25 protein-coding genes and 1 tRNA gene are annotated in these 24985 nt (G+C 74.7%); 10 read left to right on the forward strand and 16 right to left on the reverse strand.

Annotation, left to right across the window (positions count from 1 at the left end):
* Window positions 1-73: 73 nt before the first annotated feature.
* The gene (locus ACI789_RS00150) at window positions 74-586 is read right to left on the reverse strand and encodes a flavin reductase family protein (RefSeq protein ID WP_457006133.1); all 513 of its coding nucleotides are present in this window, start codon (window positions 584-586) and stop codon (window positions 74-76) included.
* A 35-nt stretch (window positions 587-621) separates the two neighbouring features.
* Between ACI789_RS00150 and ACI789_RS00155 the strand changes: the two genes are divergently transcribed.
* Entirely contained in the window at window positions 622-2046 is a 1425-nt protein-coding gene (locus ACI789_RS00155; protein ID WP_457006134.1) for a dihydrolipoyl dehydrogenase family protein, read from the forward strand.
* A gap of 46 nt (window positions 2047-2092) precedes the next feature.
* On the opposite strand, the gene ACI789_RS00160 is transcribed toward ACI789_RS00155, so the two are convergent.
* The gene (locus tag ACI789_RS00160; RefSeq protein WP_457006135.1) at window positions 2093-2620 is read right to left on the reverse strand and encodes an NUDIX domain-containing protein; all 528 of its coding nucleotides are present in this window, start codon (window positions 2618-2620) and stop codon (window positions 2093-2095) included.
* Window positions 2621-2682: 62 nt separating this feature from the next.
* Window positions 2683-3468, reverse strand: a complete 786-nt coding sequence (locus tag ACI789_RS00165) for a transglutaminase-like domain-containing protein (RefSeq protein ID WP_457006136.1) — start codon at window positions 3466-3468, stop codon at window positions 2683-2685.
* 98 nt (window positions 3469-3566) lie between these two features.
* On the opposite strand from ACI789_RS00165, the gene ACI789_RS00170 reads away from it, so the two are divergent.
* Entirely contained in the window at window positions 3567-4361 is a 795-nt protein-coding gene (locus tag ACI789_RS00170) for an SGNH/GDSL hydrolase family protein (protein WP_457006137.1), read from the forward strand.
* Window positions 4362-4371: 10 nt separating this feature from the next.
* Here the strand turns inward: ACI789_RS00170 and ACI789_RS00175 are convergent, their stop codons facing one another.
* Window positions 4372-6342, reverse strand: coding sequence for a putative bifunctional diguanylate cyclase/phosphodiesterase (locus ACI789_RS00175; RefSeq protein ID WP_457006138.1), 1971 nt, complete (start codon window positions 6340-6342; stop codon window positions 4372-4374).
* A gap of 198 nt (window positions 6343-6540) precedes the next feature.
* Here ACI789_RS00175 and ACI789_RS00180 point away from each other — a divergent pair, with 198 nt between their 5' ends.
* Entirely contained in the window at window positions 6541-7587 is a 1047-nt protein-coding gene (locus tag ACI789_RS00180; RefSeq protein ID WP_457006139.1) for an LLM class flavin-dependent oxidoreductase, read from the forward strand.
* A gap of 49 nt (window positions 7588-7636) precedes the next feature.
* Here ACI789_RS00180 and ACI789_RS00185 read toward each other — a convergent pair whose 3' ends face one another.
* Window positions 7637-8341, reverse strand: a complete 705-nt coding sequence (locus ACI789_RS00185) for a L,D-transpeptidase family protein (protein ID WP_457006140.1) — start codon at window positions 8339-8341, stop codon at window positions 7637-7639.
* Between the two features lie 439 nt (window positions 8342-8780).
* Here ACI789_RS00185 and ACI789_RS00190 point away from each other — a divergent pair, with 439 nt between their 5' ends.
* Complete coding sequence (locus tag ACI789_RS00190; protein WP_457006141.1) at window positions 8781-9362, forward strand: hypothetical protein; 582 nt, start codon at window positions 8781-8783, stop codon at window positions 9360-9362.
* 44 nt (window positions 9363-9406) lie between these two features.
* On the opposite strand, the gene ACI789_RS00195 is transcribed toward ACI789_RS00190, so the two are convergent.
* A tRNA-Arg gene (locus ACI789_RS00195) sits at window positions 9407-9479 on the reverse strand.
* A 132-nt stretch (window positions 9480-9611) separates the two neighbouring features.
* Between ACI789_RS00195 and ACI789_RS00200 the strand changes: the two genes are divergently transcribed.
* From ACI789_RS00200 to ACI789_RS00215, 4 genes are all read left to right on the forward strand, one after another.
* Window positions 9612-10418, forward strand: coding sequence for a class I SAM-dependent methyltransferase (locus ACI789_RS00200; RefSeq protein WP_457006142.1), 807 nt, complete (start codon window positions 9612-9614; stop codon window positions 10416-10418).
* Window positions 10419-10602: 184 nt separating this feature from the next.
* Window positions 10603-11124, forward strand: coding sequence for a single-stranded DNA-binding protein (locus tag ACI789_RS00205; protein WP_457006143.1), 522 nt, complete (start codon window positions 10603-10605; stop codon window positions 11122-11124).
* Between the two features lie 101 nt (window positions 11125-11225).
* Complete coding sequence (gene ettA, locus ACI789_RS00210) at window positions 11226-12896, forward strand: energy-dependent translational throttle protein EttA (RefSeq protein WP_457006144.1); 1671 nt, start codon at window positions 11226-11228, stop codon at window positions 12894-12896.
* Window positions 12897-13066: 170 nt separating this feature from the next.
* Window positions 13067-13483 carry an acyl-CoA thioesterase gene (locus tag ACI789_RS00215; protein ID WP_456921094.1) on the forward strand — a complete coding sequence of 139 codons (417 nt, stop codon included), beginning with the start codon at window positions 13067-13069 and terminating at the stop codon, window positions 13481-13483.
* Between the two features lie 21 nt (window positions 13484-13504).
* Here the strand turns inward: ACI789_RS00215 and ACI789_RS00220 are convergent, their stop codons facing one another.
* From ACI789_RS00220 to ACI789_RS00240, 5 genes are all read right to left on the reverse strand, one after another.
* Window positions 13505-13936: a YccF domain-containing protein gene (locus ACI789_RS00220; RefSeq protein WP_457006403.1), complete on the reverse strand. Its 432-nt coding sequence runs from the start codon at window positions 13934-13936 to the stop codon at window positions 13505-13507.
* Between the two features lie 105 nt (window positions 13937-14041).
* Window positions 14042-14572 (reverse strand): MOSC domain-containing protein, encoded by a 531-nt coding sequence (locus ACI789_RS00225; protein ID WP_457006145.1) that lies wholly within the window; start codon window positions 14570-14572, stop codon window positions 14042-14044.
* On the reverse strand, window positions 14572-15201 hold the full coding sequence (locus tag ACI789_RS00230; RefSeq protein ID WP_457006146.1) for an energy-coupling factor transporter transmembrane component T family protein: 630 nt from the start codon (window positions 15199-15201) through the stop codon (window positions 14572-14574). Before ACI789_RS00230 ends, ACI789_RS00225 begins: the two co-directional genes overlap by 1 nt.
* On the reverse strand, window positions 15201-15935 hold the full coding sequence (locus tag ACI789_RS00235) for an energy-coupling factor ABC transporter ATP-binding protein (protein ID WP_457006147.1): 735 nt from the start codon (window positions 15933-15935) through the stop codon (window positions 15201-15203). Before ACI789_RS00235 ends, ACI789_RS00230 begins: the two co-directional genes overlap by 1 nt.
* Window positions 15936-15938: 3 nt before the next feature.
* Window positions 15939-16505, reverse strand: a complete 567-nt coding sequence (locus tag ACI789_RS00240) for a biotin transporter BioY (RefSeq protein WP_457006148.1) — start codon at window positions 16503-16505, stop codon at window positions 15939-15941.
* A gap of 598 nt (window positions 16506-17103) precedes the next feature.
* Between ACI789_RS00240 and ACI789_RS00245 the strand changes: the two genes are divergently transcribed.
* On the forward strand, window positions 17104-17472 hold the full coding sequence (locus tag ACI789_RS00245) for a hypothetical protein (RefSeq protein WP_456921089.1): 369 nt from the start codon (window positions 17104-17106) through the stop codon (window positions 17470-17472).
* A gap of 87 nt (window positions 17473-17559) precedes the next feature.
* Here the strand turns inward: ACI789_RS00245 and ACI789_RS00250 are convergent, their stop codons facing one another.
* The 5 genes from ACI789_RS00250 to ACI789_RS00270 form a co-directional block, all read right to left on the reverse strand.
* Window positions 17560-19095, reverse strand: coding sequence for an ATP-binding cassette domain-containing protein (locus ACI789_RS00250; protein WP_457006149.1), 1536 nt, complete (start codon window positions 19093-19095; stop codon window positions 17560-17562).
* Window positions 19096-19290: 195 nt separating this feature from the next.
* On the reverse strand, window positions 19291-20874 hold the full coding sequence (locus tag ACI789_RS00255) for a glycoside hydrolase family 13 protein (protein WP_457006150.1): 1584 nt from the start codon (window positions 20872-20874) through the stop codon (window positions 19291-19293).
* 139 nt (window positions 20875-21013) lie between these two features.
* A complete protein-coding gene (locus ACI789_RS00260; protein WP_457006151.1) occupies window positions 21014-21439 on the reverse strand; it encodes a globin in 426 nt (141 codons plus the stop codon).
* Window positions 21436-22674 (reverse strand): MFS transporter, encoded by a 1239-nt coding sequence (locus ACI789_RS00265; RefSeq protein ID WP_457006152.1) that lies wholly within the window; start codon window positions 22672-22674, stop codon window positions 21436-21438. Before ACI789_RS00265 ends, ACI789_RS00260 begins: the two co-directional genes overlap by 4 nt.
* Window positions 22675-22751: 77 nt before the next feature.
* The gene (locus ACI789_RS00270) at window positions 22752-23768 is read right to left on the reverse strand and encodes a mechanosensitive ion channel family protein (RefSeq protein WP_457006153.1); all 1017 of its coding nucleotides are present in this window, start codon (window positions 23766-23768) and stop codon (window positions 22752-22754) included.
* 206 nt (window positions 23769-23974) lie between these two features.
* Between ACI789_RS00270 and ACI789_RS00275 the strand changes: the two genes are divergently transcribed.
* The gene (locus ACI789_RS00275) at window positions 23975-24937 is read left to right on the forward strand and encodes an ABC transporter substrate-binding protein (protein ID WP_457006154.1); all 963 of its coding nucleotides are present in this window, start codon (window positions 23975-23977) and stop codon (window positions 24935-24937) included.
* Window positions 24938-24985 lie beyond the last annotated feature (48 nt).

Genomic DNA, 24985 nt, shown 5'->3' on the forward strand with positions numbered 1-24985 from the left:
ACCCCCTGCCCCCCACCACTCGCAGGCTCGCGGTGGGCCCCACCGTCCGCACGCTCGCGGCGGGGGCTGGGCATCACGCCCGGCCGGCCGGCCCGCCGGTGCCCTCGACGTAGCGGCCGCGCAGCCGCACCAGCGGGACGGCGGCGGCGTCCAGCACCGGCACGTCCTCCACCTCGAGGAGGGCGAGGACGTGGTCGCCGGCCTCGACCACCCGGTCCAGCCGGCAGTCCAGCGCCGCGACCGCCGCGTCCAGGACGATCGCGCCGCTGCCGGCCGCCCGGCGCCACGGCACCGACTCGAGCAGGTGCCGCGCGCCGGGCCGCCCGGCGGAGGAGAACCGGCTGGCGAGGATCGCCTGCGGGGCGGCGAGCACGGTGAGCGCGCACCGGCCGACCGCCTCGAGCACCTCCGCGGGGTAGCCGTCGGCGGCCAGACCCACGGCCACCAGCGGCGGGGCGGCCGACACGCTCATCACCGAGGAGACCGTCGTCCCGACGTCGTCCATGTCGTCCCGCACGGTCAGCAGGCACACCCCGGCGGCGTACAGGCGGAGCGCCTCGGCGTAGGTGGCGGGGTCGACCGGCATGGCGGCCAGTCGACCACACCGACAGGATCGGGCAGGTGAGCGGCGCAGACGAGAAGACCTACGACGTCGTCGTCCTCGGGGGCGGGTCGACGGGGGAGAACGTCGCCGACGTCGTCGTCCGGGGCGGGCTGAGTGCCGCGCTCGTCGAGGCCGACCTGGTGGGCGGCGAGTGCTCGTACTGGGCGTGCATGCCCAGCAAGGCGCTGCTGCGCGGCAGCGAGGTGCTCGCGGCCGCGCGCGCCGTGGACGGCGCCCGGCAGGCGGTCACCGGCGAGCAGGACGTCGACGCGACCCTGGCCCGCCGCGACTCCTTCGCCGGGCACTGGGACGACTCCGGCCAGGCCCGCTGGGTGGCCGACGCCGGCATCGACCTGGTCCGCGGCGCCGGCCGGCTCGAGGGTGAGCGCACCGTCGTCGTCACCGGGCCCGACGGGACGAGGACCCGGCTGACCGCCCGGTCGGCCGTCGCGGTCTGCACCGGGTCGGAGGCCGCCGTCCCCCCGGTGGACGGGCTGGCGGAGGTCGGGCCCTGGACGCCGCGGGAGGCGACCAGCGCCAAGGAGGTCCCCGGCCGGCTGCTCGTGGTGGGCGGCGGGTACGTCGGCTGCGAGATGGCCACCGCGTGGCAGGCGCTCGGCGCGCAGGTCACCCTGCTGCAGCGCGCCGACCGGCTGCTCGACGACATGGAGCCCGAGGCCGGGGAGGCGGTCGCCGCCGCGCTGCGCGACCGGGGCGTCGACGTCCGGCTGGGCACGGACGTGATCGCGGCGCGCCGGGAGGGGGACGAGGTGGTGCTGCGGTGTACCTCCGGCGAGGTGCGCGGCGACGAGGTGCTCGTCGCGGTGGGCCGGCGGGCGCGGACCGGGGACGTCGGCCTCGACACCGTCGGCCTGCCGCCGGGGGAGTACCTCGACGTCGACGACTCCCTGCAGGTGCGCGGCCGGCCGTGGCTCTACGGCGTCGGCGACGTCAACGGCCGCCGGCAGCTCACGCACATGGGCAAGTACCAGGCCCGGCAGGCCGGCGCGGCGATCGTCGCGCGTGCCCGCGGGGAGCAGGTGTCGCTGGCCGACTGGTCGCCGGTCACCGCGACCGCCGACCGGGTGGCCACCCCGTCGGTGGTGTTCACCGATCCGCAGGTGGCCTCCGTCGGCCTGACCCGCGCGCAGGCCGAGCGGGACGGCGTGCCCCACCGGGTGGTGCGCTACGACCTCGGCGACGTCGCGGGGGCGCGGCTGTGCGCCGACGGCTACCGGGGGACGGCGATCGCGCTGGTCGACCCGGGGCGGGAGGTGCTGCTCGGCGTCACGTTCGTCGGCGCCGGTGTGGCCGACCTGCTGCACGCGGCGACCGTCGCGGTGGTCGGGGAGGTGCCGATCGCCCGGCTGTGGCACGCCGTCCCGGCCTTCCCGACGACCAGCGAGATCTGGCTGCGGCTGCTGGAGACCTACCGCGGCTGAAGGAGGCCGTCCTCCTCACCGGGGACGGACCCATGCAGGGGCGGACTCAGCCGCGGTCGAGCAGCAGCAGGCCGTAGGCGGCCAGGCTCGGCCCGTCGGTGAACCGGCCCGACCGAACCATCGCGCGCAGCTCGGGCTCGGGGACGAACGCCTGCCGCATGTCGGCCTCGGTGGCCTCCCGCGCGGTCGGCCCGGCGGTGAGGTCGGTGGCCAGCCAGACGTCGAACTCCTGGGTGGACAGCCCCGGGGCGAGGTCGAGGTGGCCCAGGTGGCGCAGCGACCCCGCGCGCAGGCCGGTCTCCTCGGCCAGCTCGGCGCGGGCGAGCTCCTCGGCGTCACCCGTGGTGCCGGGGGTCCAGGTGCCCTGCGGGAACTCCCAGGCCCGCCGTCCCACCGGGTAGCGGAACTGCTCGACCAGCCAGAACCCGCCGTCGGCGTAGGGCAGCACGAGCGCGAAGTGCGACTTCTCCACCACCCCGTAGAGGCCCGGCGAGCCGTCGGCGAGCTCGAACGTGTCCTCCCGCACCCGCATCCACGGGTTGCGGTAGACCTCCCGGCTGCTCGTCGTCCGCACGTGGCCATCCTGCAGGGGCCCGCCGCGAGCCTGCGAGCGGTGGGGGGCAGGGTGGTCCTTCGTCAGGGGAGCGGGTGCGGCGCCGTGCTGGTCTGCGGGAGCTCGCCCTCGACGGTGGCGGTGACCGTCATCGACTCGAACCGGGCCACCCCGCCCAGGGTCGTCAGGAACGCGGTGTCGGCGGCGTCCCGGCCCGAGCAGATGCGCACCAGTGAGCGCAGCGGCGCCAGCCGGGTCGCGTCGACGACGTGCCAGGTGCCGTCGACGTCGGCCTCGACGACGGCGTGGAAGTCCATCGGGTCCAGCCCGGGGGCGTAGACGGCGACCAGCCGGGCCGGCACCTCCAGCGCGCGCAGCAGGGTGACGGTCAGGTGCGCGTAGTCGCGGCACACCCCCCGCCCGGTGAGCAGGGTGTCGACGGCGGTGTCGACCGGGCGGCTGGCGCCGGCGGTGTAGGTGAGCCGGTCGTGGACCCAGCCGGCGACGGTCTCCACCAGCTCCGCGCGCGGCATCGTGCGGTCGAACTCGCCTGCCGCGAAGCCCTCCAGCTGGTCCGACGGGCAGTAGCGGCTGGGCCGCAGCGCCTCGACCCACGCAGCGGGGGTGACCGGCCGGGGCGGTCCGTCGCCGTCGACCGTGGCGGTGTAGGCCACCGTCGTCGTGCCCTCGGCGAGCTCCACCCGGTGCACGCGGGCCTCGCCCACGGCGAACTCCTCGACCGGCAGCGGCCGGCCGTCGCAGAGCACGGTCAGCCGCTCCTCGCGCGGGGCCGCGACGGCCACCTGCAGCAGGGCCGGAGCCGGCGCCGGGGAGGAGATGGTCATCGTCGCCGCGACGTCGGTCCGCATGCCTCCATGGTCGCGTCGTCGCAGGTCGGGTGGGCTGTGGGGTCGGTCACCACACCCGGGACCGGCTCCCGCGCCGAACCCGTGCTGGAGTGGGGAGCGTGCAGCTCGAGCCCTCCCGGACCACCTGGCGCCGCTACGTCGCCCTCGGCGACTCCTTCACCGAGGGGCTGGCCGACCCCGACCCGCGGCGGCCGGGGGAGTACCGCGGCTGGGCCGACCGGCTGGCCGAGCACCTGGCGGCCACCGCCGACGGCGACCTGGAGTACGCCAACCTCGCCGTCCGAGGCCGGCTGCTGGACCAGGTCGTCGAGGAGCAGGTGCCGGTGGCGCTGGCCGCGCGGCCGGACCTGGTGAGCCTGGTCGCCGGGGGCAACGACCTGCTGCGCCCCGGCGCCGACCCCGACCGGCTGGCCGCCACCCTCGAGGACGCCGTCGCGCGGTTCCGGGCCGCGGGCGCCGACGTGCTCCTGGCGACCGGTGTCGACCCGCGGCAGACGCCGATCATCCGCCGCACCCGCGGGCGGGTCGCCGTCTTCAACGCCTCGCTGTGGTCGATCGCGGCCCGGCACGGCGCCGTCGTCCTCGACCAGTGGGGCGCCGACTGGCTGCAGGACTGGCGGATGTGGGACACCGACCGCATCCACCTCACCGACGAGGGCCACCGCAGGACGGCGCTGGCCGCCGCGACCGCGCTCGGGCTGCCGGTCGGCGACGACTGGCGCACCCCGCTGCCGCCGCAGCCGCGGCGGGCGCTGCGGGCGGCGATGGCCGAGGAGGCCGCCTGGGTGCGCGGCTTCGTCGCCCCGTGGATCGCCCGCCGGCTGCGCGGCCGGTCCTCCGGGGACGGCCGCGCAGCCAAGCGACCGGTTCCGCTTGCCCTGCCGCGCGCCTGACCGCCGCCGGCTACTCCGGGTCGGCGGGCCGGCCCTCGGGGTCGTCCCCGGCGGGCTCGTGGCCGCTGAGGTCGTGGCCGGTGAGGTCGTGCGCGGCGAGCCCCTCGGCGGTCAGCTCCTCGACGCTCATCAGCTGCGTCACCGGCGGCTCGACGGCGGGCTCGGCCGGCTGCTCGGCGGCGAGCACGTCCTCCACGGTGACCGTGCCCGGCGGGAGGGTCCCGGCGAGCTCGTCGTCCTCGGACGCCGGGCCGGAGCCGGGCAGCGGCGCGGGCCGGCCGAAGGCGTAGCCCTGGGCCATCGCGCAGCCGTGCTCGCGCAGCCACTGCGCCTGCTCGAGGTCCTCGATGCCCTCCGCGATGACCTGCAGGCCCATGCCCAGGCCGAGCTGGAGCAGGCCCTGCACCAGCGCCGCGGTCGAGGGCTCGGTGACCACGTCGGCGACGAAGGAGCGGTCGATCTTCACCGTGTGGATGGGCAGCCGGTGCAGCGCGGTGATGGCGGAGTAGCCGGTGCCGAAGTCGTCGAGGGCGAGGGTGACGCCGGCGTCGGTCACCTCCGACACGGCCTGCAGCGTGGCCTCGGCGGCGAACAGCGCCGTCGACTCGGTGATCTCCAGCTCGAGCCGCTCGGGCGGCAGCCCCGACTCGGCCAGCGCCTCGGCGACCAGGTCCGCGAAGCCGGGCTCGGCCAGGTGCCGGGCGGAGACGTTGACGTGGACCCGCAGCCCGACGGGCCAGCCGGCGGCGTCGAGGCACGCCTGCCGGAGCACCCAGGCGCCGAGCCGGGAGGTCAGCCGGTTGTTCTCGGCGGCGTCGAGGAACGCGCCCGGCGGCAGCAGTCCGCGGGTGGGGTGCTGCCAGCGGATGAGCGCCTCGTAGCCGAGCAGCGTCTCGTCGGTCAGCGACACGATCGGCTGGTAGAACAGCCGCAGCTCGTCGGCCTCCAGGGCGTGCCGGAGGTCGGCCTCCAGCTGGAGCGCGTCGACCTCGCTGTCGCTGAGCCCCCCGTCGTGCACCTCGATGCGGGCCCGGCTGCCGTCGGCCTTGGCGCGGGTGAGGGCGTTGTGCGCCTGCCGCAGCAGGTCGTCGGGGGCGACGTCGGAGCCGAGGGTGAGCCCGACGCTGGCCGACAGCACGATCTCCCGCTCGCCGATGAGGAACGGGTCGTCGAGCACCGACAGCAGCCGGTCGGCGAGCGCGCGCAGGCCGTCGAGGTCCTCGACGTCCTCGGCGAGGATGAGGAACTCGTCGGCGCCCAGCCGGACGGCTGTGTCCTCGACCCGCGTGCTCCAGCGCAGCCGGTCGGCCACCTGGGTGAGCAGCTGGTCGCCGGCCTCGTGGCCGAGGACGTCGTTGACCGCCTGGAACCGGTCGAGGTCCAGGTGCACGAGCCCCACCTGCAGCCCCCGCCGCCGGGACAGGGCCAGCGCGTGGTTGAGCCGGTCGCCCAGGGCGCGGCGGTTGGGCAGGCCGGTGAGCGGGTCGGTGAACGCCCGTCGGACCAGGTCCTCCTCGGCGCGGCGGCGGTCGGTCACGTCGACCAGCGACAGGACGACGAAGTGCGGCGCCCCCGTGCTGGTGTGGATGACCTGGTGCGACTGCTGCGCCCACAGCTCCTCGCCGTCGGCCCGGCGCAGCCGCCGCTCGCCGTCCAGCCGCAGCCACGGGTCCAGCGCCGTCTCGGTGTCCGGCGGGAGGTCGGGGACCGGCGCCTCGTCGGGGTGGGCGAGGAGGTCGACGTGCCGGCCGACCATGTCCTCGGGCGTGCGCCCGGTGAGCTCGCACAGCGCCTCGTTGACCACGAGGAGGTGCCCGTCGAGGTCGACGAGCGCCTTGGGGATCGGCGCCTCGAGGAACAGGGCGCGGAAGAGCTGGCCGCGGTCGGCGAGCAGGGTGTCGATGGCGCGGAGCCTCGAGCCGGCGGCGGGTCCGCGGGTCCCCGCCCGGGGCCGCGGTACGTCGGGGGCGCTCAGAGTCACCTGGACAGGGTGCGGGACCGGAGCCGCGAAGTGACGGAACCCGTCAGCGGAGAGTCGTGGTCGATCGGACACAGAGCGTGATGAGCCGTGTGCGGTGGGGCAGGAGGGGTGGGTGGGACTCGCGAGCGGGGGCGACCGTCCCTGTGAGGTCCCCCACCGGCCGGGAACAGACCCGCTCCCCGCGGTGCTCCGGGGGGCGTGGACGCAGTGGAGAAGCGGATCGGGTTCCTGTCCTTCGGGCACTGGCAGCCGATCCCCGGGTCGCAGGTGCGCACCGGCCGGGACGCGCTGGTGCAGAGCGTCGAGCTGGCCGTGGCCGCCGAGGAGCTCGGGGTGGACGGCGCCTTCGTGCGGGTGCACCACTACGCCCGGCAGCTGGCCTCGCCGTTCCCGCTGCTGGCCGCGATCGCCGCGCGGACCAGCCGGATCGAGATCGGCACCGGCGTCATCGACATGCGCTACGAGAACCCGCTGTACATGGCCGAGGAGGCGGCGGCCACCGACCTGCTCAGCGACGGCCGGCTGCAGCTGGGCGTCAGCCGCGGGTCACCCGAGACGGCGCTGCGCGGCTCGGAGGCGTTCGGCTACGTGCTGCCCGAGGGCTCGTCCGACGCCGAGCTCGCCCGGGACAAGACCGCGCTGTTCCTGGCGGCGATCGCCGGGCAGCCGGTCGTGGACGCCGACCCGCGGATGACCGGCGGCGTGGCCGGCCGGCTGGCGATCCAGCCGCAGTCGCCGGGGCTGCCCGAGCGGATCTGGTGGGGGTCGGGCACCCGCGCCACCGCCGAGTGGACCGCCCGGCAGGGGTTGAACCTGATGAGCTCCACGCTGCTCAGCGAGGACACCGGCGTGCCCTTCGACGAGCTGCAGGCCGACCAGATCGCCCGCTACCGGGCGGCCTGGGCCGACACCGGCTGGGAGCGGACACCGCGCGTGTCGGTCAGCCGCAGCGTGATGCCGATCGTGACCGACCTGGACCGGCAGTACTTCGGGGAGCGCTCGGGCGAGGACCAGGTCGGCCTGCTCGAGGGCGTGCGGGCCCGCTTCGGCAAGAGCTACGTCGGCGAGCCCGAACAGCTGGCCGAGGAGCTGGCGAAGGACGCCGCCGTGCGCGAGGCCGACACGCTGCTGCTCACGGTGCCGAACATGCTGGGCGTCGACTACAACGCCCGGCTGCTGGAGACGATCGTGCGCCACGTGGCCCCGGCGATCGGCTGGGTGCCGCCGGCCGAGCGGAGCCGCTGACCCGACGCCGGGCGGTGGCGCCGGGGTCCCGGGTCACCGCCTCGGCGGGTCAGACGTAGCGCTTGGGGATGGGCGCGTAGGCCCGCGACCCGACGCCGATCGAGATGGTCGGGTTCTGCGCGGCGCGCAGCCAGCGCAGCAGCCACACCATCTGGCTCGAGGACACGGCCACGCACCCGGCGGTGGCCCGCGAGTTCTTCACGTGCAGGAAGAACGCCGAGCCCTTCCCGCGGACCGCGCCGGTGCCGTAGGGCGACGGCGCGTTGTAGCCGATGAAGGCGGCGTAGTCGTAGGCGCCCGGGTAGTTGCTCAGCCGCTCGATCGAGCCGTAGCTGGCCGGGCAGGTGCCCGGGGCGCAGCGCCGGTGCTGGTTGATCACCGAGCCGGTCGAGCCGGTCCACACGTCGTTGCGGTCGACCCGGTGGTAGCCGGCGACGCCCGGGTCGGGCTTGATCCCGAAGGGCTGGTTGAGCCGGAACTGGCCGACGGGGGTGCGGGCCACGCTCTCGCTGGCCGCGCCCATGCCCGCGGAGCCGATCCGGGCGTTCGGAAAGCGCGCGACCCGCTTGTACCGGCCGTCGGGCTGGCGGGACCACGCCTCCACCGTCGCGTACGTGCTGGTCGCCGACGGCGCGGAGACGGTCACCACCTGGCCGGACGTCGTCGCCGCCGCGGCCGGGGTCGGCGCGGCGCCGACGAGGCCGCCCAGGAACAGGGCCGCGATCAGCCCGAGGACGGGTACGCGCTGTCTCACTGCTGCCTCCACCGGCGGCTCGACGGGAGGCGCGGAGCCGCGCGTGCACCCGGGTCGGCGCAACGTACCCGTTCCGGAACTCCCCGAGGTGACCGCCGAGGCGGGCGTGCAGGACGGGGCGGCGGTGGCGGGAGAGGTGCGCCGCGTCACCGCGCGTCAGGCGCCTGGTGCGCACCGGTGTGACCCGCTGTGCCCGACGGGGATCGACCGGGACGCCGCCGTCCGCGGTCGCCGTCCGGGCCGTCGAGGCCGGTGGACCGGCCTAGCATCCCGGACGCAGGTCATCGACGTCCTCCGGCCCGACTTCCGGTGCGCCTCTCCTGTCGCTCTGTTCTGCACGTCGAGGTCGCCCCGCGGCAACGTCCGGCGACCGTCTCGTCGTCGATGGCCTGGAACGGTCGGAACGGCGCTCCGTGGTCATCGAGGGGAGCGCAGATCGATGAACGCCGCACTGCGGAGCACCCCGTTGGCAGCCCTCGTCATCGCCTGCTCGTCCGTGGCGACCGCGGCTCCGGCGGCTGCCGCTCCGGAGGGGCCGACCACGCTGCACGTGGAGGGCACCCAGAGCCTGGTCGGCGAGAACTCCTACCGCAGCGAGGGAGGGCTGCTGGGGGACTTCTGGATCCTCACGTTCGACCCGCTGTACGAGTCCGACTCCCTGGTGATCGGAACCGGCACCGAGCGGTTCGTGGGCTGCGTCGACGTGGACCTCGACGCGAACTGCGGGGCGGACGAGCCGACCGGTGACCTGCGGTTCGACTACGTCCAGTGGGCGACGTTCGACCCGGCCACGGGGACGTTGATCGAAGGTGCCTGCACCCACCCGGTCACCGGTGGGAGGGACGGCTTCCAGGGCGCCCGGGGGCTCCTCGAGATGCGCGACGTCGTGGTGGACGGCGAGGTCCAGACCACGTACGAGGGGACGGTCGTGCTGGACGCGGTGCCGGGGGAGGCACCTGCACCGGAGGCTGCGCAGGCGTTGGCCGCCGGTGTCGCACCGACCGGCGGAGGTCCCTGCTAGCCGGGTCCGGTCGCGCCACCGCCGCCGCCGGGCGGTGCGCTGGGCGCGCCCGGCAGGGATCGAACCTGCGACCAAGTGCTTAGAAGGCACCTGCTCTATCCGCTGAGCTACGGGCGCTCGGGGGCGATCATCGCACCCCCGGCGCCCCTCCGGTCCGCCGACGGGCCAGGGGCCACCCGCCTCTGGTGCCGACCGTCGGTCGGGACGACGATCTGCTGCGCAACCGCCGCCCTGCGTGGGGAGGCCGCCGTGGACCAGCCGGTCGTGGCGCCGGGCTCGTGGGCCGGCGCTACCCAGTACGAGGCCTACGTGGGCCGGTGGAGCAGGCCGGTCGCGCGGCGGTTCCTGGCCTGGCTCGCCGTGCCGGGCCGGCTGCGGTGGCTCGACGTGGGCTGCGGCACCGGCGCGCTGACCGAGGCCGTGCTCGCCGCCTGCGCGCCGGAGAGCGTGCTCGGCGTCGACCCCTCCGCGGCCTTCCTCGGCCACGCCACCGCGCACGTCCGAGACCCCCGGGCCTCGTTCCGGGAAGGCGACGCGCGGGCGCTGCCGGTGGCCGACCGATCGGTCGACGCGGTGGTCTCGGCTCTGGTCCTCAACTTCGTGCCCGAGCCCGCCGCCGCGCTCGCCGAGATGGCCCGCGCGGCTCGGCCCGGGGGAGTTGTGGGCGCGTACGTGTGGGACTACGCCGAGGGCATGCAGCTGATCCGGCTGTTCTGGGACGCCGCCGCAGCGGTCGACCCGGCTGCCCGGGCGCTGGACGAGGCGGTCCGGTTCCCCGGCTGCGCCCCCGACCCCCTGCACACGCTCTTCACCGGGGCCGGCCTGGCCGACGTGTCGGTCCGGGAGATCGTCGTCCCGACGGTGTTCTGCGACCTCGACGACTACTGGACGCCGTTCCTCGGCGGCACCGGGCCGGCGCCGGCGTACGTGGCCTCGCTGGCCGAGGCCGACCGGACCGCGCTGCGGGCGGAGGTCGGACGACGGCTGCCCGTCGGGGCCGACGGGGTCGTGCGGCTCTCCGCGCGCGCCTGGGCGGTGCGCGGGCGGAGGAGGTGAGGCGGTCACCCGGGGAGTGCAGCACGCGGTCGCCGCGGTGTCGGCAGCGTCGTCCACAGGGGGCCGGGTCGTCCACAGATGCCCCGGTCCGCTGTTCTCCGGGGTGCCCGCAGCCGAGGGTCGACGGCACACCGGCACCGCGCCGGCCGCGCCGTCCCGGCGCCGCGCAGACCCGAGGAGCACCGTGAACGAGACCCACGTCACCGTCGTCGGCAACGTCGTCGACTCGCCCCGTCGCTTCAGCCCCGACGGCGGCAACCCCGTCACCAACTTCCGCATGGCGTCCACCCAGCGCCGGTTCGACAGCCGCACCCAGGAGTTCGTCGACGGCACGACCTTCTGGGTCGACGTCGAGTGCTGGAACGAGCTGTCCGGCAACGTCTCCGGCAGTGTCAGCAAGGGCGACCCCGTCATCGTCTACGGCACGCTGAGCACGCACAGCTGGGAGAGCGAGAACGGCCGGCGGAGCGTGCCGCGCATCCGGGCCACCGCCGTGGGGCCCAACCTCAACCGCGGGACGGCCCTGTTCAAGCGCAGCCGGCCGGCGCGCAGCGCGGAGGAGGGGCCGGTCCCGTCGGCGCCCGCCGACGACGCGTTCGGCGGCGAGGCCGGCGAGCTGGTGTCCGGGCGGGACTACGTCGACGGTCCCGAGGCGTTGTACGGGACGAACCCCACCGATCCCGTCGCGGAGCCCGCGCACGTCTAGTCGTCGAGGCTGGGAGGATCGGACGGGAGCACGCACGGGGGCGGGCCGGTAGTCGGCCGGCCCGCCCTCCACTCGCGAACGACGGAAGGCCTCGAAGCCCAGTGGCTCAGTACATCTACACGATGGTCCGTGCGCGCAAGGCGCACGGCGACAAGGTGATCCTGGACGACGTCACCCTGTCGTTCCTGCCCGGCGCCAAGATCGGCGTGCTCGGGCCGAACGGTGCCGGCAAGTCGACCGTCCTCAAGATCATGGCCGGTCTGGAGCAGCCCTCCAACGGCGACGTGATGCTGGCGCCGGAGGCCACGGTCGGCATCCTGCTGCAGGAGCCGCCGCTCAACGAGGAGCTCGACGTGCGCGGCAACGTCGAGGAGGCGGTCAAGCCCCTCCGCGACGCGCTGACCCGCTTCGAGGAGGTCAGCGCGGCGATGGGGGAGCCCGACGCCGACTTCGACGCCCTCCTCGGCGAGCAGGGCGAGCTCATGGAGTACATCGAGAACCACGACGGCTGGGAGCTCGACGCACGCATCGAGCAGGCCATGGACGCGCTGCGCTGCCCGCCCGGGGACGCCGACGTGACCGTCCTGTCCGGTGGTGAGCGCCGCCGGGTGGCGCTGTGCAAGCTGCTGCTGGAGGCGCCCGACCTGCTGCTGCTCGACGAGCCCACCAACCACCTCGACGCCGAGAGCGTGGCCTGGCTGGAGCAGCACCTGGAGAAGTACGCCGGCACCGTCGTCGCGGTCACCCACGACCGGTACTTCCTCGACAACGTGGCCCAGTGGATCCTCGAGCTCGACCGCGGCCGCGCCTACCCCTACGAGGGCAACTACTCCACCTACCTCGAGACCAAGGCCGCCCGGCTCAAGGTCGAGGGCGCCAAGGACGCCAAGCGGCAGAAGCGCCTGAAGGAGGAGCTGGAGTGGGTCCGCTCCGGCGCCAAGGCCCGCCAGGCCAAGAGCAAGGCCCGCCTCCAGCGATACGAGGAGATGGCGGCCGAGGCCGACAAGTTCCGGAAGCTGGACTTCGAGGAGATCCAGATCCCGCCGGGCCCGCGGCTGGGCAACGTCGTCGTCGAGACCAGGGACCTGACCAAGGGCTTCGGCGACCGCGTCCTCATCGACGACCTGTCGTTCACGCTGCCGCGCAACGGCATCGTCGGCGTCGTCGGCCCGAACGGCGTCGGCAAGACCACGCTGTTCAAGATGCTGGTCGGCGAGGAGAAGCCGGACGACGGCGAGATCAAGGTCGGCGAGACGGTGAAGCTGTCCTACGTCGAGCAGAACCGCAGCGGCATCGACCCCAAGAAGACGCTGTGGGAGGTCGTCTCCGACGGCCTGGACCACATCCAGGTGGGCAACGTCGAGATGCCCTCGCGGGCCTACGTCGCCGCGTTCGGGTTCAAGGGGCCCGACCAGCAGAAGCCGGCCGGCGTGCTGTCCGGCGGTGAGCGCAACCGCCTCAACCTCGCCTTGACCCTCAAGCAGGGCGGCAACCTGCTGCTGCTCGACGAGCCGACCAACGACCTCGACACCGAGACGCTGACCAGCCTGGAGTCCGCGCTGCTGGAGTTCCCCGGCTGCGCCGTGGTGGTCAGCCACGACCGGTGGTTCCTCGACCGCGTGGCGACGCACATCCTCGCCTACGAGGGCGACTCGAAGTGGTTCTGGTTCGAGGGCAACTTCGCCGACTACGAGAAGAACAAGGTCGAGCGGCTCGGCCCGGAGGCGGCGCGACCGCACCGGGCGACCTACCGCAAGCTCACCCGCGACTGAACGAGGACCCCGCTGCCCCCCACGCCTCGCAGGCCCGGCGCGGGACCCTGCAGCGGGGCCGTTGCAGCACCTCACCGACGGCCGGTCGGAGCACGCGCTCCGGCCGGCCGTCGGCGTCCGTGCCCGAGGCGTCTGCGCGCCCGCGGCTGCCGTACGGCAGGGTGTCGGCCGTGCGGTACACGGTGCAGGTCCCGATGCGCTGGTCGGACATGGACGCCTACGGCCACGTCAACAACGTCGTCTTCCTGCAGTACTTCGAGATGGCCCGCGTCGACCTGTTCTTCGAGCGGGCCTCGCTCGAGGAGCGCACCGGCCTGCGCCGCGGCACCGTCGTCGCCGCGCACGACATCCAGTACAAGCGCCCGGTCGTCTACTCGCCCCGGCCGCTCGACGTCCAGATCTGGGTGTCGGGCATCCGGGCGGCCGCCTTCAGCTGCCACTACGAGGCCTTCGACCACGACCACCTCGCGGTCACCGGCAGCACGCTGCTGGTGCCCTTCGACTTCTCGATCAACCGGCCGCGCCGGCTCACCCCCGACGAGAAGGAGTTCCTGGCCCGCTGGACCGACGAGGCGCCGCAGTCCTGAGGCCTCGCCCGGCCCGCCGGCTCAGCGGACGGCCGGCGCCTGCACCACGCCGCTGCCCGCGTGCAGCCAGTCCCGCGGGGGATCGGTCTCGACCACGCGCTTGCCCAGCGGGAACAGGCCCACGGCGGCGAGCTTGAACGACGCGATCCCGAACGGGATCCCGATGATCGTCAGGCAGAACGCGATGCCGCTGGCGATGTGCACCAGCGCCAGCCACCACCCGGCGACCAGGAACCACACCAGGTTGCCCAGGGCCGAGGCGACGCCGGCCCCGGGCGCCCGCACCGTCGTCCGGCCGAACGGCCAGACCACGAAGCCGGCCAGCCGGAAGGCGGCGATGCCGAAGGGGATCGTCACCACCAGCAGGCAGGCGATCAGGCCCGCCAGGGCGTAGGCGAGGGCCAGGATCCAGCCCTGGAAGACCAGCCAGACCAGGTTGAGCAGCGTCCGCATGGTGTCCACGCCTGTTCCACGGGCCGGGCTCCGGGCCGGTTCCCCGCGCGCCGTGGTGCCTCCCCACGGTGAGGGGCGGACCACCCGGAGTCCGGCCGCGGCTCCTCAGCCACCGACGACGCGGGGCACCGGCCGGTCGGCGCCGGTCGGTGCGCCCCGGCGCGCGGCCTCCTCCTCGTAGACCACTCGCACCGGGGCGCCGGGCGCGATCACGGCGCCCGCGAACACCGCCGCGTTGATGCCGCCGCGGTGCACCATCGCCTTGACCAGTCGCGTCCCGGTCAGCCGCTCCAGGTGGGTGCACGGCGGGCAGCGCTTCGCCCCGAACAGCAGCGCGTCCCCGACGGCGAACCACCGGCCCACCAGCGAGGGTAGGTCGATCCCGGTCGTGACCAGGTTGCGGCGGATGTCGCCGGGCGTCAGGTCGGCACCCACCTCCGCCGCGACGGCCGCGACGTCGCCGGCGTCGATGAGCGTGAGCTGCTTCTCCAGGTCGGGGTAGCCGGCCCACGTGCCGCCGCCGAGCGCGTAGCGGTCGCCCTCCAGACCCAGCCCGGGCAGCAGCCGGGCCGAGGCCACCCGCCGCATCGGCGCGGCGGCCGCCTCGGCCAGCCAGATCTCGGCGAGCTCGCCCATCACGCACTCCTCGGGCTCCGCCGCGGCGGCACGTCGTCGGCCCCCCGCGCGTCCAGCGCCTCGCTCAGGGTGTGCGCCAGCCGCAGCACCGAGATGAGCAGCGGCACCAGCATCCCGGCGCGCAGCCGGCCGGCGCCGCGAGCGGCCTGCGCCTCGCGGATCCGGGCGGCCTGCTCGGCCACCAGGGGGATGAACCGCAGCGTCATCGCGATGACCAGGCCGACCCGGGCCGGCCGGACCCCCACCACGCGCAGCGGCGCGGCCAGCCACTCCACGACGGCCACGAGTGCGGTGACGCGGGTGGTGGCGGTGACGACCGCGGCGGCCAGCACCAGCGTCAGCAGGCGCAGCACGGCGGTCACCCCGGTGACGGCGTCGGTGACCAGCAGGTGGACGGCGAGCAGCGCGGCCAGCCAGGGCCACACCGGCCGCACCTGCGCCGCGAGCGCGCCGGCCGGCAGCCGCGCGACGAGCAGCCCCAGCACCAGCACCGCGGCCAGGGCCCCCGCCTGCACCTCGAGGCGGGCGGTCAGGAACAGCCCGACGCCGAGCGCCGCGAGCACCGCGAGCTTCAGCCCCGCCGGGACGCGGTGCACCGGGCTGGTGCCCGGGAGGTACAGCGACAGCATCACGCCATCCTGGCCACGTACCAGGGCACCGTCTCGGCGGGCGGGCCGTCGGCGACCACCCGGCCCTCGTCGAACACGAGCACCCGGTCGAACCCGTCGAGCAGGTCCAGGTGGTGGGTCACGACGACGACGTCCTGCTCCAGCTCCTCGACGACCCGCGCCACGCGCCGGGTGTTGGCCAGGTCCAGCAGGGTCGTGGGCTCGTCGAACACCACCCGCTCCGGCCGCATCACGAGCACCCCGGCGATCGCCAGGAGTTGCTTCTGGCCGCCGGACAGCAGGTGCGCGGGGTGGTCGCGGTGCCCGTCCAGCCCGTAGCGCACCAGGACCTCGTCCACCCGGCGGGCGATCTCCTCGGCCGGCACGCCCTGGTTGGTCAACCCGAAGGCGACGTCCTCGGCGACCGTGGGGTGCACGATCTGCGCGTCGGGGTCCTGGAACACGAACCCCACCCGGCGGCGCACCTCCCGCACCCGGGTGCGGGTGTCCAGGCCGTCGACGAGCACGGTCCCGGTCGTCGGCACGACCAGTCCGTTGAGCAGCCGCGCGAACGTGCTCTTGCCCGAGCCGTTGGCCCCGATGACCCCCACTCGCGACTCGGTCAGGGTCAGCGAGACGTCGGTGAGGACGGTCCGCTCGCCGTAGGCGTGACCGACCTCACGCAGCTCGATCCCGGTGCGCGGCAGGGTCGCCGCGGGCGCTGCCGCCGTCGCGCCCCGCCGTCCCCAGCGCACGCGTCAGCCGGCGGTGGCGCGCCGGGCCGGCACCTCGATCACCGGGTACGCGCGGCGCACCGCCACCGCCACGACCGAGGCGGCGACGGCCTTGACCACGTCACCCGGGATGAACGCCAGCGCGCCGGTGAAGGACGCCGAGAGGGGGACGTCGCCGTACAGGCTGGTGAACGGGATGCCGATCGCGTAGATGACGACGACCCCGCCGAGCAGGTTGGCGACCAGCGCCCAGGCGAGGTTGAACCGCCGCCAGAACAGCTGGGTGAGCCAGCCGATGACGAAGGCCGCGACCGGCCAGCTGTAGAGGTAGCCGGCGGTCGGCCCGACGAAGACGCTCAGGCCACCCCGGCCGCCGGAGAGCACCGGGGCGCCGACCGCGACGACGGCCAGGAAGACGAGCAGGGCCAGCCCGCCCCGCTTCGCGCCGAGCACCGAGCCGGCCAGCATCACGCCGAGGGTCTGCGCGGTGATCGGCACCGGGATGCCGGGGACGGGCACCGGCGGGAGCAGACCGAGCACGGCGGTGATCGCCGCGAAGAGCGCGATGTAGGCGAGATCCCTGGTCTTCACGGCGGTCTCCTCCTGACGGCGGCGGCTCGGTTCCCCGCGCGCTCGGGTCCCCGCGGAACGTACCGGAGGGCCGGCCGCCGTCCGCCGCCCGGCTTCCCGACCGCCCCGGGCCGGCGACCGCGGCGTCGCACCGTCGTCGGACCCTGGTCCGACGGGTCTCGGAAGTCGTCGCCGTCGGTGCCTGCGCGCTCACCTGCAGATACGCCGGCCGGTTTGCCGGGCCTGCCGGAGGCGTGTTGTCTGGGGTTCCTGAGCCCCCTCGGCGAAGGCGGAACACGGCATGGCAAGCGGGAGGTGGACGTCCCTGTGGCCGTGGGGACGCTCCGCACCGCGGGAGCTCCCGGCGGAGCGACCGCGGTCCCCGGAGCCGGCACCCGACGCCGGGTACCGGACGCCGCCGGACCTGCCGCCCGCCGTCGACGAGGAGGCCGCGCACCGCGCTCCGGCCGGTGCGACGCGCACCCGCGCAGGACCGGCGCCCCCTCGGCACTCCGCGCGCCGACAGACGCCCGGTCCGTCCGCTCCAGCCGGGTCGCCCCCCGACCCGGTGCGCAGCACCCCGCTGCGGCCCACCAACGAGACGACAGGAGCCCCATCCGTGGCACAGCTCGACAACGTCATCGCCGACCTGCTCGCGATCGAGGGCGCCAACGGCGCCGCGATCGTCGACATCGACAGCGGGATGGCCCTCGCCGCAGGCGGCACGCCCGGGTTCGACCTCAACGTCGCGGCCGCCGGGAACTCGAACGTGGTGCGCGCGAAGCTGCGCACCATCAACGACCTCGAGCTCAAGGACGAGGTCGAGGACATCCTCATCACGCTGCAGAGCCAGTACCACCTGATCAACGTGCTCAAGGGCCAGGGCAACGCGGGCCTGTTCATCTACCTCGTGCTCAACCGCGTGACGGCGAACCTCGCCCTGGCCCGGCACAAGCTGCGGGCGATCGCGGGCACCGTCAGCGTCTGACGCGGCGGCGGCGCCGCCCCGGCCCGAGGGCCGGGCGGCGCCGGCGACCCCGTCGGCCCTCGTCCGTGGGGGGCAGGGGGTCCTTGCTCAGGCGGCGGCGGTGGCGGCCTCGACGATCCGCTCCCGCACGGCGTCGAGGGCGAGCTCGCCGGTGTCGATCCACCGGGCGACGCGGCCACCGGCCACGATGCCCACCCGGTCGCAGAAGTCGGCCAGCTCGTCGGGGTCCACCGACACCACGACGACCGAGGTCCCGTGCGCGGTCGCCTCGTCGAGCAGCTGCCGCACCTGCTGGCGGGCCCGGACGTCGAGGCCGCGGGTGGGCTCGTGCAGCACCACGACGTCCCGCGCCGAGGCCATCCACCGGGCCAGCGCCAGCTTGTGCTGGTCACCGCCGGACAGGGCGCCGAAGACGGTGCGGATGCTCAGCGTCTTGACGTCGAGCTTGTGCACCGTGTCGATCACGTTGCGCAGGGTGGCGATCTCCTTGCGCAGGTCGGTGAGCGAGCCCCACGCCTCCTGGGTCAGCGTGCGGGCGATGGTCTCGCCGGGGTCGACCCCGTAGGCGTCGTCGTCGGGGCGGTAGACGGGCAGCCGAAGGGCCTCGTCGTCCGCCGTCGGGTCCAACGAGCGCGGCTCGCCGTGCAGCACCGCCTCGTCGCTGAGCGCCGGCAGCTCCCCGGTCAGGGCCCCGGCGATCTCGCGGACGCCGGAGGTTCGGTGCCCGGTCAGCCCGACCACCTCGCCGCGGCGCAGCAGCAGGTCGACGCCCTCGACCCGGCCGGGCACCCGCAGGTTGCGGACCCGCAGCGCGACCTCCTCGGAGGGGGCCGGCCGGACCGGTGCGGGGACCGGAGCGTCCTCCGGCGGGGCCGGCTGGGGGACCGTCGGCTCCCGGCGCACCGGCAGCGACACCGGACCGCCCACCGTCTCCGCGGCGAGCCGGACCGGGTCGAGGGACGCGCTCGGGCTGTCCAGGACGATCCGGCCCTCGCGCAGCACCAGCACCCGGTCGACCACCTCGAGCATCTCGGGCAGCCGGTGGCTGATGTAGAGCACGCCCCGCCCCTGCCGGCTCAGCTGGCCGGCAACGGCGTGCAGCCGGGTGACCTCCGACGGCAGCAGGACCGCCGACACCTCGTCGAGCACGACCAGCCGGGTGTCCTCGGCCAGCACGCGGGCGGTCTCCACCAGGGGGTGCACGAAGTGGGGCAGCTCCCCGACGAGGATGTCGGGGTCGACGTCGAGGTCGACCTCGGTGAGCAGGACCCGGGCCGGCTCGCGCAGCTCGGCCTGCGGGCGTCCGCCCTCCGGCGTGCCGCGGAACACGGCCTGGGCGACGGTGAGCTCGGGGTCGATCCGGACCAGCTGCTCGACGACCCCGACCCCGACGTGGCGGGCGTCGTCGGCGGACAGGGGGGCGTAGGGGTGCCCCTGCAAGGTCATCGCCCCGGCGTCGGCCGGGGTGATCCCGGCGATGATGTCGCCGAGGGTCGACTTGCCCGCGCCGTTGGTGCCGACCAGCCCGACGATCTCGCCCTCGCCGAGGCTGAAGGAGACGTCCCGCAGGACGCGCCTCCCCCCGAAGGACTTGGTGAGTCCCTCGACCTTGAGCAGCGTCATGGGCGGGCGGCCTCCCCCGGCATGGTCCCCGACCACGGGGTCGGTCGATCGTCGTGTCAGCGTCCCCCGCGACGCTTCGTCACGGGTCCGATGCTACCCGCGCACGGAGCCGGCGCCTGGTGAAGCGATGGAACGGCCGCCCTCCAGGGACCCTCCGCCTGAGCGTGCGAGGCGTGGGGGAAGGGTGGTCCTCCTTCAGGCGCGCAGCCACACCGCCGTGTCCGCCGGGACGGCGCCGCGGGACACGTCGGCGCTGGCCAGCAGGACCTCGCCCTCGGGCAGCGGGACGTCGGCCCCGGAGACGTTGAGCAGACACACCAGGCCGCCCGGACGGCGGAACGCCAGGCAGCCGTCCGGGGCCGGCAGCCACTCCAGCGACTCCCCGTCGAAGGCCGGCGAGGTGTGGCGCAGCGCGAGGGCCGACCGGTACAGCGACAGCACCGAACCGGCGTCGGCCGCCTGCGCCTCCGCGGTCAGCGGGCCCCAGCCCTCGGGCATCGGCAGCCAGGTGTCCCGGCGGGCGGAGAACCCGTAGGACGGCTCGCTGCCCGACCAGGGCACCGGGATGCGGCAGGCGTCGCGGCCCCGCTCGGTGTGGCCGGAGCGCTCCCAGATCGGGTCCTGCAGCGCCTCGTCGGGCAGGTCGACGTCGGGCATGCCGAGCTCGTCGCCGTTGTAGAGGTAGGCCGCCCCGGGCAGGGCCAGCTGCAGCAGGGCCGCGGCCCGGGCCCGGCGGGTGCCGAGCTCCCCGCCGCCGTAGCGGGTGACGTGCCGCGGGCGGTCGTGGTTGGACAGCACCCAGCACGCCGGGGCGGGGGTGCCCTCGACCGTGGCCAGCGAGTGCACGACGGCGTCCCGGAGGTCCTCGGCGGCCCAGTCGGCGGTCAGCAGCTTGAAGTTGAACGCCAGCTGCAGCTCGTCGGGGCGCAGGTACTGCGCGAGCCGGTCGTCGTCGGAGACCCACACCTCGCCCACGGCCATGGTGCCCGGGTACCGGTCGAGCACCGCGCGGATCCGCCGGTGCACGTCGTGCACGCCGTCGTCGTCGAACCGGTGGTCGCCCGGGCCGTGGTCGTCGAGCAGGCCGGTGTCCTCCATCGGCTGCATGTCCGGCAGGCCCTCGGGCTTGGCCATGCCGTGGGCGACGTCGATGCGGAAGCCGTCGACGCCGCGGTCGAGCCAGAACCGCATCGTCGTCTCGAGGTCGTCGAGCACCTCGGGGTTGGTGAAGTCCAGGTCCGGCTGCTCGGGCGCGAACAGGTGCAGGTACCACTGCCCGTCGGGCACCCGGTCCCACGCCGGGCCGCCGAAGACCGACGGCCAGTTGTTGGGCGGCTCGGCGCCGTCCGGGCCGCGGCCGTCGCGGAAGACGTACCGCGCCCGCTCCGGCGAGCCCGGGGCGGCGGCCAGCGCCGCCTGGAACCACTCGTGCTGGTGCGAGCTGTGGTTGGGGACCAGGTCGATGGTCACCCGGATGCCGGCGGCGTGCGCCTCGGCGAGCAGGGCGTCGAACTCGGCGAGGTCGCCGAAGGCCGGCTCGACGTCGCGGGGGTCGGCGACGTCGTAGCCGTGGTCGGCCATGGGGGAGGGGTAGAACGGCGTGATCCACAGCGCGTCGACGCCGAGGTCGACCAGGTGCGGCAGCCGCGCGCGGATGCCGGCGAGATCACCGACGCCGTCGCCGTTCCCGTCGGCGAAGCTGCGGATGTAGACCTGGTAGAAGACGGCGTCCCGCCACCAGTCGGGGCCGGACGTGCGGAACGTGCGGGCAGGGCTCACCGGTCTCCTCGAGGAGTAGTGCGGGCGTGCGGCCCCGTCTCGGGTCCCACCCCGAGCTCGCGAGGGGTCGGGAGGACGGGCGGCCTCCCTGCAGGGACCCGCCGCGAGCTTGCGAGTGGCGGGGGGCAGGGAGGTCCTTCTAGACGATGGAGAGGTCGCCGGGGGTGTCGTCGGGCCAGCGGTTCTGCATGCTGCGCGCGGCCATCTCCAGGTAACCCCAGAGCGTGGCGTCCTGCTCGGCGGTGAGCTCGAGGGAGTCGACGGCGTCGCGCATGTGGGCCAGCCACGCGTCGCGCTCGGCCGGGCCGATGGCGAAGGGCGCGTGCCGCATCCGCAGCCGCGGGTGGCCGCGCTGCTCGGAGTAGGTGGTCGGGCCGCCCCAGTACTGCTCGAGGAACCCGCGCAGGCGGGCCTCGGCGCCGTCCCAGTCGTCCTGGGGGTACAGCGGCGCGAGCACCGGGTCGGTGCGCACCCCCGCGTAGAAGCGGGCCACGAGCCGTTCGAAGGTCGGCGCACCGCCGACCTCCTGGTAGAAGGTCCGCGCCGAGGGCAGGGAACGGCTCATGACACCGATCGTCCCGCAGCCGCGGCGCCCGCTGCCACGTGACCCTGGGTACGTCCGTAGGCCAGCAGCGGCGGGACGACGGCCAGCAGCCCCACGCCCCCGATGAGGGCCACCACCGCGCCCGAGGACATCCCCTCCGCCGCGAGTCCGGCGGCGAGCACGCCCAGCCCCTGGACGCCGTAGAGCCCGCTGACCGCGACGCCGAAGGCCCGCCCGCGGTAGGCCTGCGGCACCGCCTGGACGAAGGCGACGTTGAGCGGGATCTGCCACGCCGCCCCGAGCCCGGCCACGAACACCAGCGCCACCACGAGGGCGTAGGCGCCCCACCCCGGGTCGCCCCACACCGCCACCAACCCGGCCAGCAGGACCGGCGCCAGGGACAGCAGCACCAGACCCGGGACCAGGCGCTCCCGCCGGTCCTGGGTGACGGCGCGGGCGATCACCAGCCCGCCGACGGTGGCGCCGAGGGGGTTGGCGGCCAGCAGGATGCCGACCTGCGTGGCGCCCTGGCCCAGCTCGTCGACCAGGGGGGCGGCGACGCCCTCGGAGGCGTTGCCGAACAGGGTGCCGATCCAGGTCAGCGCGATGATGGCGCGCAGCCGGGGCGTCCGGCCGATCAGCCGCAGCCCGTCGGCGGCGTCCCGCCAGACCGAGCGCGGGCCGTCGGCGTCCCCGCCGTCGTCGGGGGCCGGCCGGCGCTGCAGGCCCGCCCACAGCCACACCGCGGAGAGGACGAAGGTGGCGGCGTCGAGCAGCAGCACCACGGACGGGGAGAGCACGGCCACGAGGGCGCCGGCGAGCACGAAGCCGACGACCTGGGCCACCTGCCCGACGACGTTGGTGAGGGACGTCGCCACGGCGTAGCGGTCACCGTCCAGGACGTCGGCCATGAGCGCGGAGCGGGCCGACTCGAACGGCGGCGAGCCCAGCGCGACCAGCAGCAGGAGCCCGAGCAGCACCGGCAGCGGGGTCCCGGGGACCGCCATGGCCGCGACCAGCACGGCCCGGGCGACGTCGGTCGCGATGAGGACCCGGTGCCGGGGGAACCGGTCGGCGAGGGTGGACAGCAGCGGGCCGCCGAGCAGCCACGGGAGGTAGCTGATCCCGAAGGTGATCGCCGAGAGCAGCGGGGAGGAGGTGCGCTGGTACACCAGGACGGTCAGCGCGACGCGGGCCAGTTCGTCACCGATCGTCGACAGCAGGTAGCTGCCGAACAGCGGCCGGTACTCCCGCACGGCGAAGACCGAGCGGAAGCTCGCCGGGCGGGCGCGCGTGGCGCCGGCCGGGCCCTGGCCCGCCGGCGCACCCCCGGTCAGGGCGCCCCCGCCCGCGCGCCGGGCACCGCGCCCGCCAGGGGCAGCGGGGTCTTGATCCCCTCGAGGACGAAGCGCTCCTGGAGCCGCATGCGCAGCTCGCGGCCGACCCGCCACTGGTCGGCGCTGGTGCTGCGCACCTGCAGCCGCATGACGACGCCCTCGGCGGTGATCTGCTCGGCGCCGAGGGACTCCGGGGCTGCGAGCAGCACCGGCGCCCACTCCTCCTCGGCGTACATCTCGTCGGCCACCTCCTGCAGGACGGTGCGGCAGCGCTCCAGGTCGGTGCCGTGGGCGACCGGCATGTCGATGACCACCTGCGCGAAGCCCTGGCTCATGTTCCCCACCCGGAGGATCTCGCCGTTGCGGGCGTACCACACGACCCCGTTGACGTCGCGCAGGCGTGTGATCCGCAGCCCCACGGCCTCCACGGTGCCGTTGACCTCGCCGAGGTCGACGACGTCCCCGACGCCGTACTGGTCCTCCAGGATGATGCCGATGCCGGCGATGAAGTCCTTCACCAGGTTCTGCGCGCCGAAGCCCAGCGCCACGCCCACCACGCCGGCGCTGGCCAGGATCGGCGCCAGGTTGATGCCCAGCTCGCCCAGGACGAGCACCACGGCGATGCCCAGCACGACGATCGACGAGAAGCTGCGCAACACCGACCCGATCGCCTCGGCGCGCTGGGTGCGCCGGGCCGCGACGTGCTCACCGGCCTCCCCGGGCGCGGAGGCGCGGACCCGGCGGGCCCGCAGGATCACCGGCACCGCGCCGCCGGCGGTGGAGTCGGTGAGCCGGCGGATGGCGCGGTGCGCCAGCGCCCGCACCACCGTCGCGAGGACGACGATCAGCAGGATCTTGGCCGGCTTGGCGATCAGCGCCTGGGCGTTCTGGGCCAGCCAGTCCATCCCGAACCAGTCGTAGACCTTCTGGCACAGCCAGTAGTCGGCGCAGTCCGGCACGGATCCGGTCAGGCCGTCGTCGGCAGCGGCGAGCACGGAGGGTGATGCAGTCATCACGGGGAATACTCTCAGGTTCCGGCCCCCCGTGGGACCACATCGTGGAGGTCCGGGCGTCCGGCCACGATTCGGTAGCGGTTCCGGCGGCCGTGTTGACGCAGCCGCGACACCGATCTGACGATCGCCGCCGACCATGCGTCGGATCCGTGTCCTGCACGTGTCCGGCGACGAAACACCCTGGAGGACCTGTGCGTGGTACGTGGATGGCCCTCGCCCTGGCGAGCACCGTGGTGCTCGCCGCCTGCGGGGGCGGGGACGAGGACTCCGGTGGTTCCGGTGGCGGCGGCGAGTCCGGCCCCACCCAGATCCGGGTCGGCGCGATCCCGATCGTGGACGTGGCCCCGCTCTACCTCGGCATCCAGCAGGGCATCTTCGAGCAGCACGACCTGGAGGTCGAGCCGTTCCTCGCCCAGGGCGGCGCGGCGATCGTGCCCGCCGTCGTCAACGGGGAGGCCCAGTTCGGCTTCTCCAACATCACCAGCCTGCTGCAGGCCACCGGCCGCGGCGTCCCGCTGGCCCTGGTCGCCCCGGGCCCCGGCGCGACCGGCAACGCCGAGGACGACTTCGCCGCCGTCGTCGTCCCGGCCGACAGCCCGATCCAGTCCTCCGCCGACCTGGCGGGCAAGCGGGTCGCGATCAACTCGATCAACAACATCAGCGACACGGTCGTCCGGGAGAGCGTCCGCCAGGCCGGCGGTGACCCCTCGAGCATCCAGTTCGTCGAGATCCCCTTCCCGGACATGCCCGCCGCGGTGAGCACCGGTCAGGTGGACGCCGCCTTCGCCGTCGAGCCGTCGGCGACGGTCGGGGAGAGCCAGGGGCTGCGCCGCGTCTCGGCGCCCTACACCGAGACCGACGACGACCTGACCGTGGCGGGGTACTTCACCTCCGACCAGTACGCGGCGGAGAACCCCGAGGTCGTGCAGCAGTTCGCCGACGCGATGGTCGAGGCCCAGGAGTACGCCCAGGCCAACCCCGACCAGGTGCGTGAGGTGCTGGGCACCTACACCCAGATCTCCCCGGAGATCGCCCAGCAGCTGACCCTGCCGACCTACCAGAGCGAGATCAACCAGGAGTCGGTCGAGAAGCTGCTCCAGCTCGGCGAGCAGGACGGGATCATCGAGGGCGAGGTCGACCTCGACCAGCTCTACTTCCAGCAGGACTGAGCAAGGACCCCGTCCTCCTCACCGCTCGCAGGCTCGCGACGAGCCTCT

The sequence above is a fragment of the Geodermatophilus sp. SYSU D00965 genome, from assembly GCF_054050075.1.

What these genes read in the sequence shown, in the direction of transcription:
- ACI789_RS00275 (WP_457006154.1), top strand. Translation starts at nt 23,975, where the DNA reads ATGGCCCTCGCCCTGGCGAGCACCGTGGTGCTCGCCGCCTGCGGGGGC.
- ACI789_RS00260 (WP_457006151.1), bottom strand. Translation starts at nt 21,439, where the DNA reads ATGAGCCGTTCCCTGCCCTCGGCGCGGACCTTCTACCAGGAGGTCGGC.
- ACI789_RS00250 (WP_457006149.1), bottom strand. Translation starts at nt 19,095, where the DNA reads ATGACGCTGCTCAAGGTCGAGGGACTCACCAAGTCCTTCGGGGGGAGG.
- ACI789_RS00270 (WP_457006153.1), bottom strand. Translation starts at nt 23,768, where the DNA reads ATGACTGCATCACCCTCCGTGCTCGCCGCTGCCGACGACGGCCTGACC.
- ACI789_RS00190 (WP_457006141.1), top strand. Translation starts at nt 8,781, where the DNA reads ATGAACGCCGCACTGCGGAGCACCCCGTTGGCAGCCCTCGTCATCGCC.
- ACI789_RS00220 (WP_457006403.1), bottom strand. Translation starts at nt 13,936, where the DNA reads ATGCGGACGCTGCTCAACCTGGTCTGGCTGGTCTTCCAGGGCTGGATC.
- ACI789_RS00225 (WP_457006145.1), bottom strand. Translation starts at nt 14,572, where the DNA reads ATGGGCGAGCTCGCCGAGATCTGGCTGGCCGAGGCGGCCGCCGCGCCG.
- ACI789_RS00165 (WP_457006136.1), bottom strand. Translation starts at nt 3,468, where the DNA reads ATGCGGACCGACGTCGCGGCGACGATGACCATCTCCTCCCCGGCGCCG.
- ACI789_RS00230 (WP_457006146.1), bottom strand. Translation starts at nt 15,201, where the DNA reads ATGCTGTCGCTGTACCTCCCGGGCACCAGCCCGGTGCACCGCGTCCCG.
- ACI789_RS00150 (WP_457006133.1), bottom strand. Translation starts at nt 586, where the DNA reads ATGCCGGTCGACCCCGCCACCTACGCCGAGGCGCTCCGCCTGTACGCC.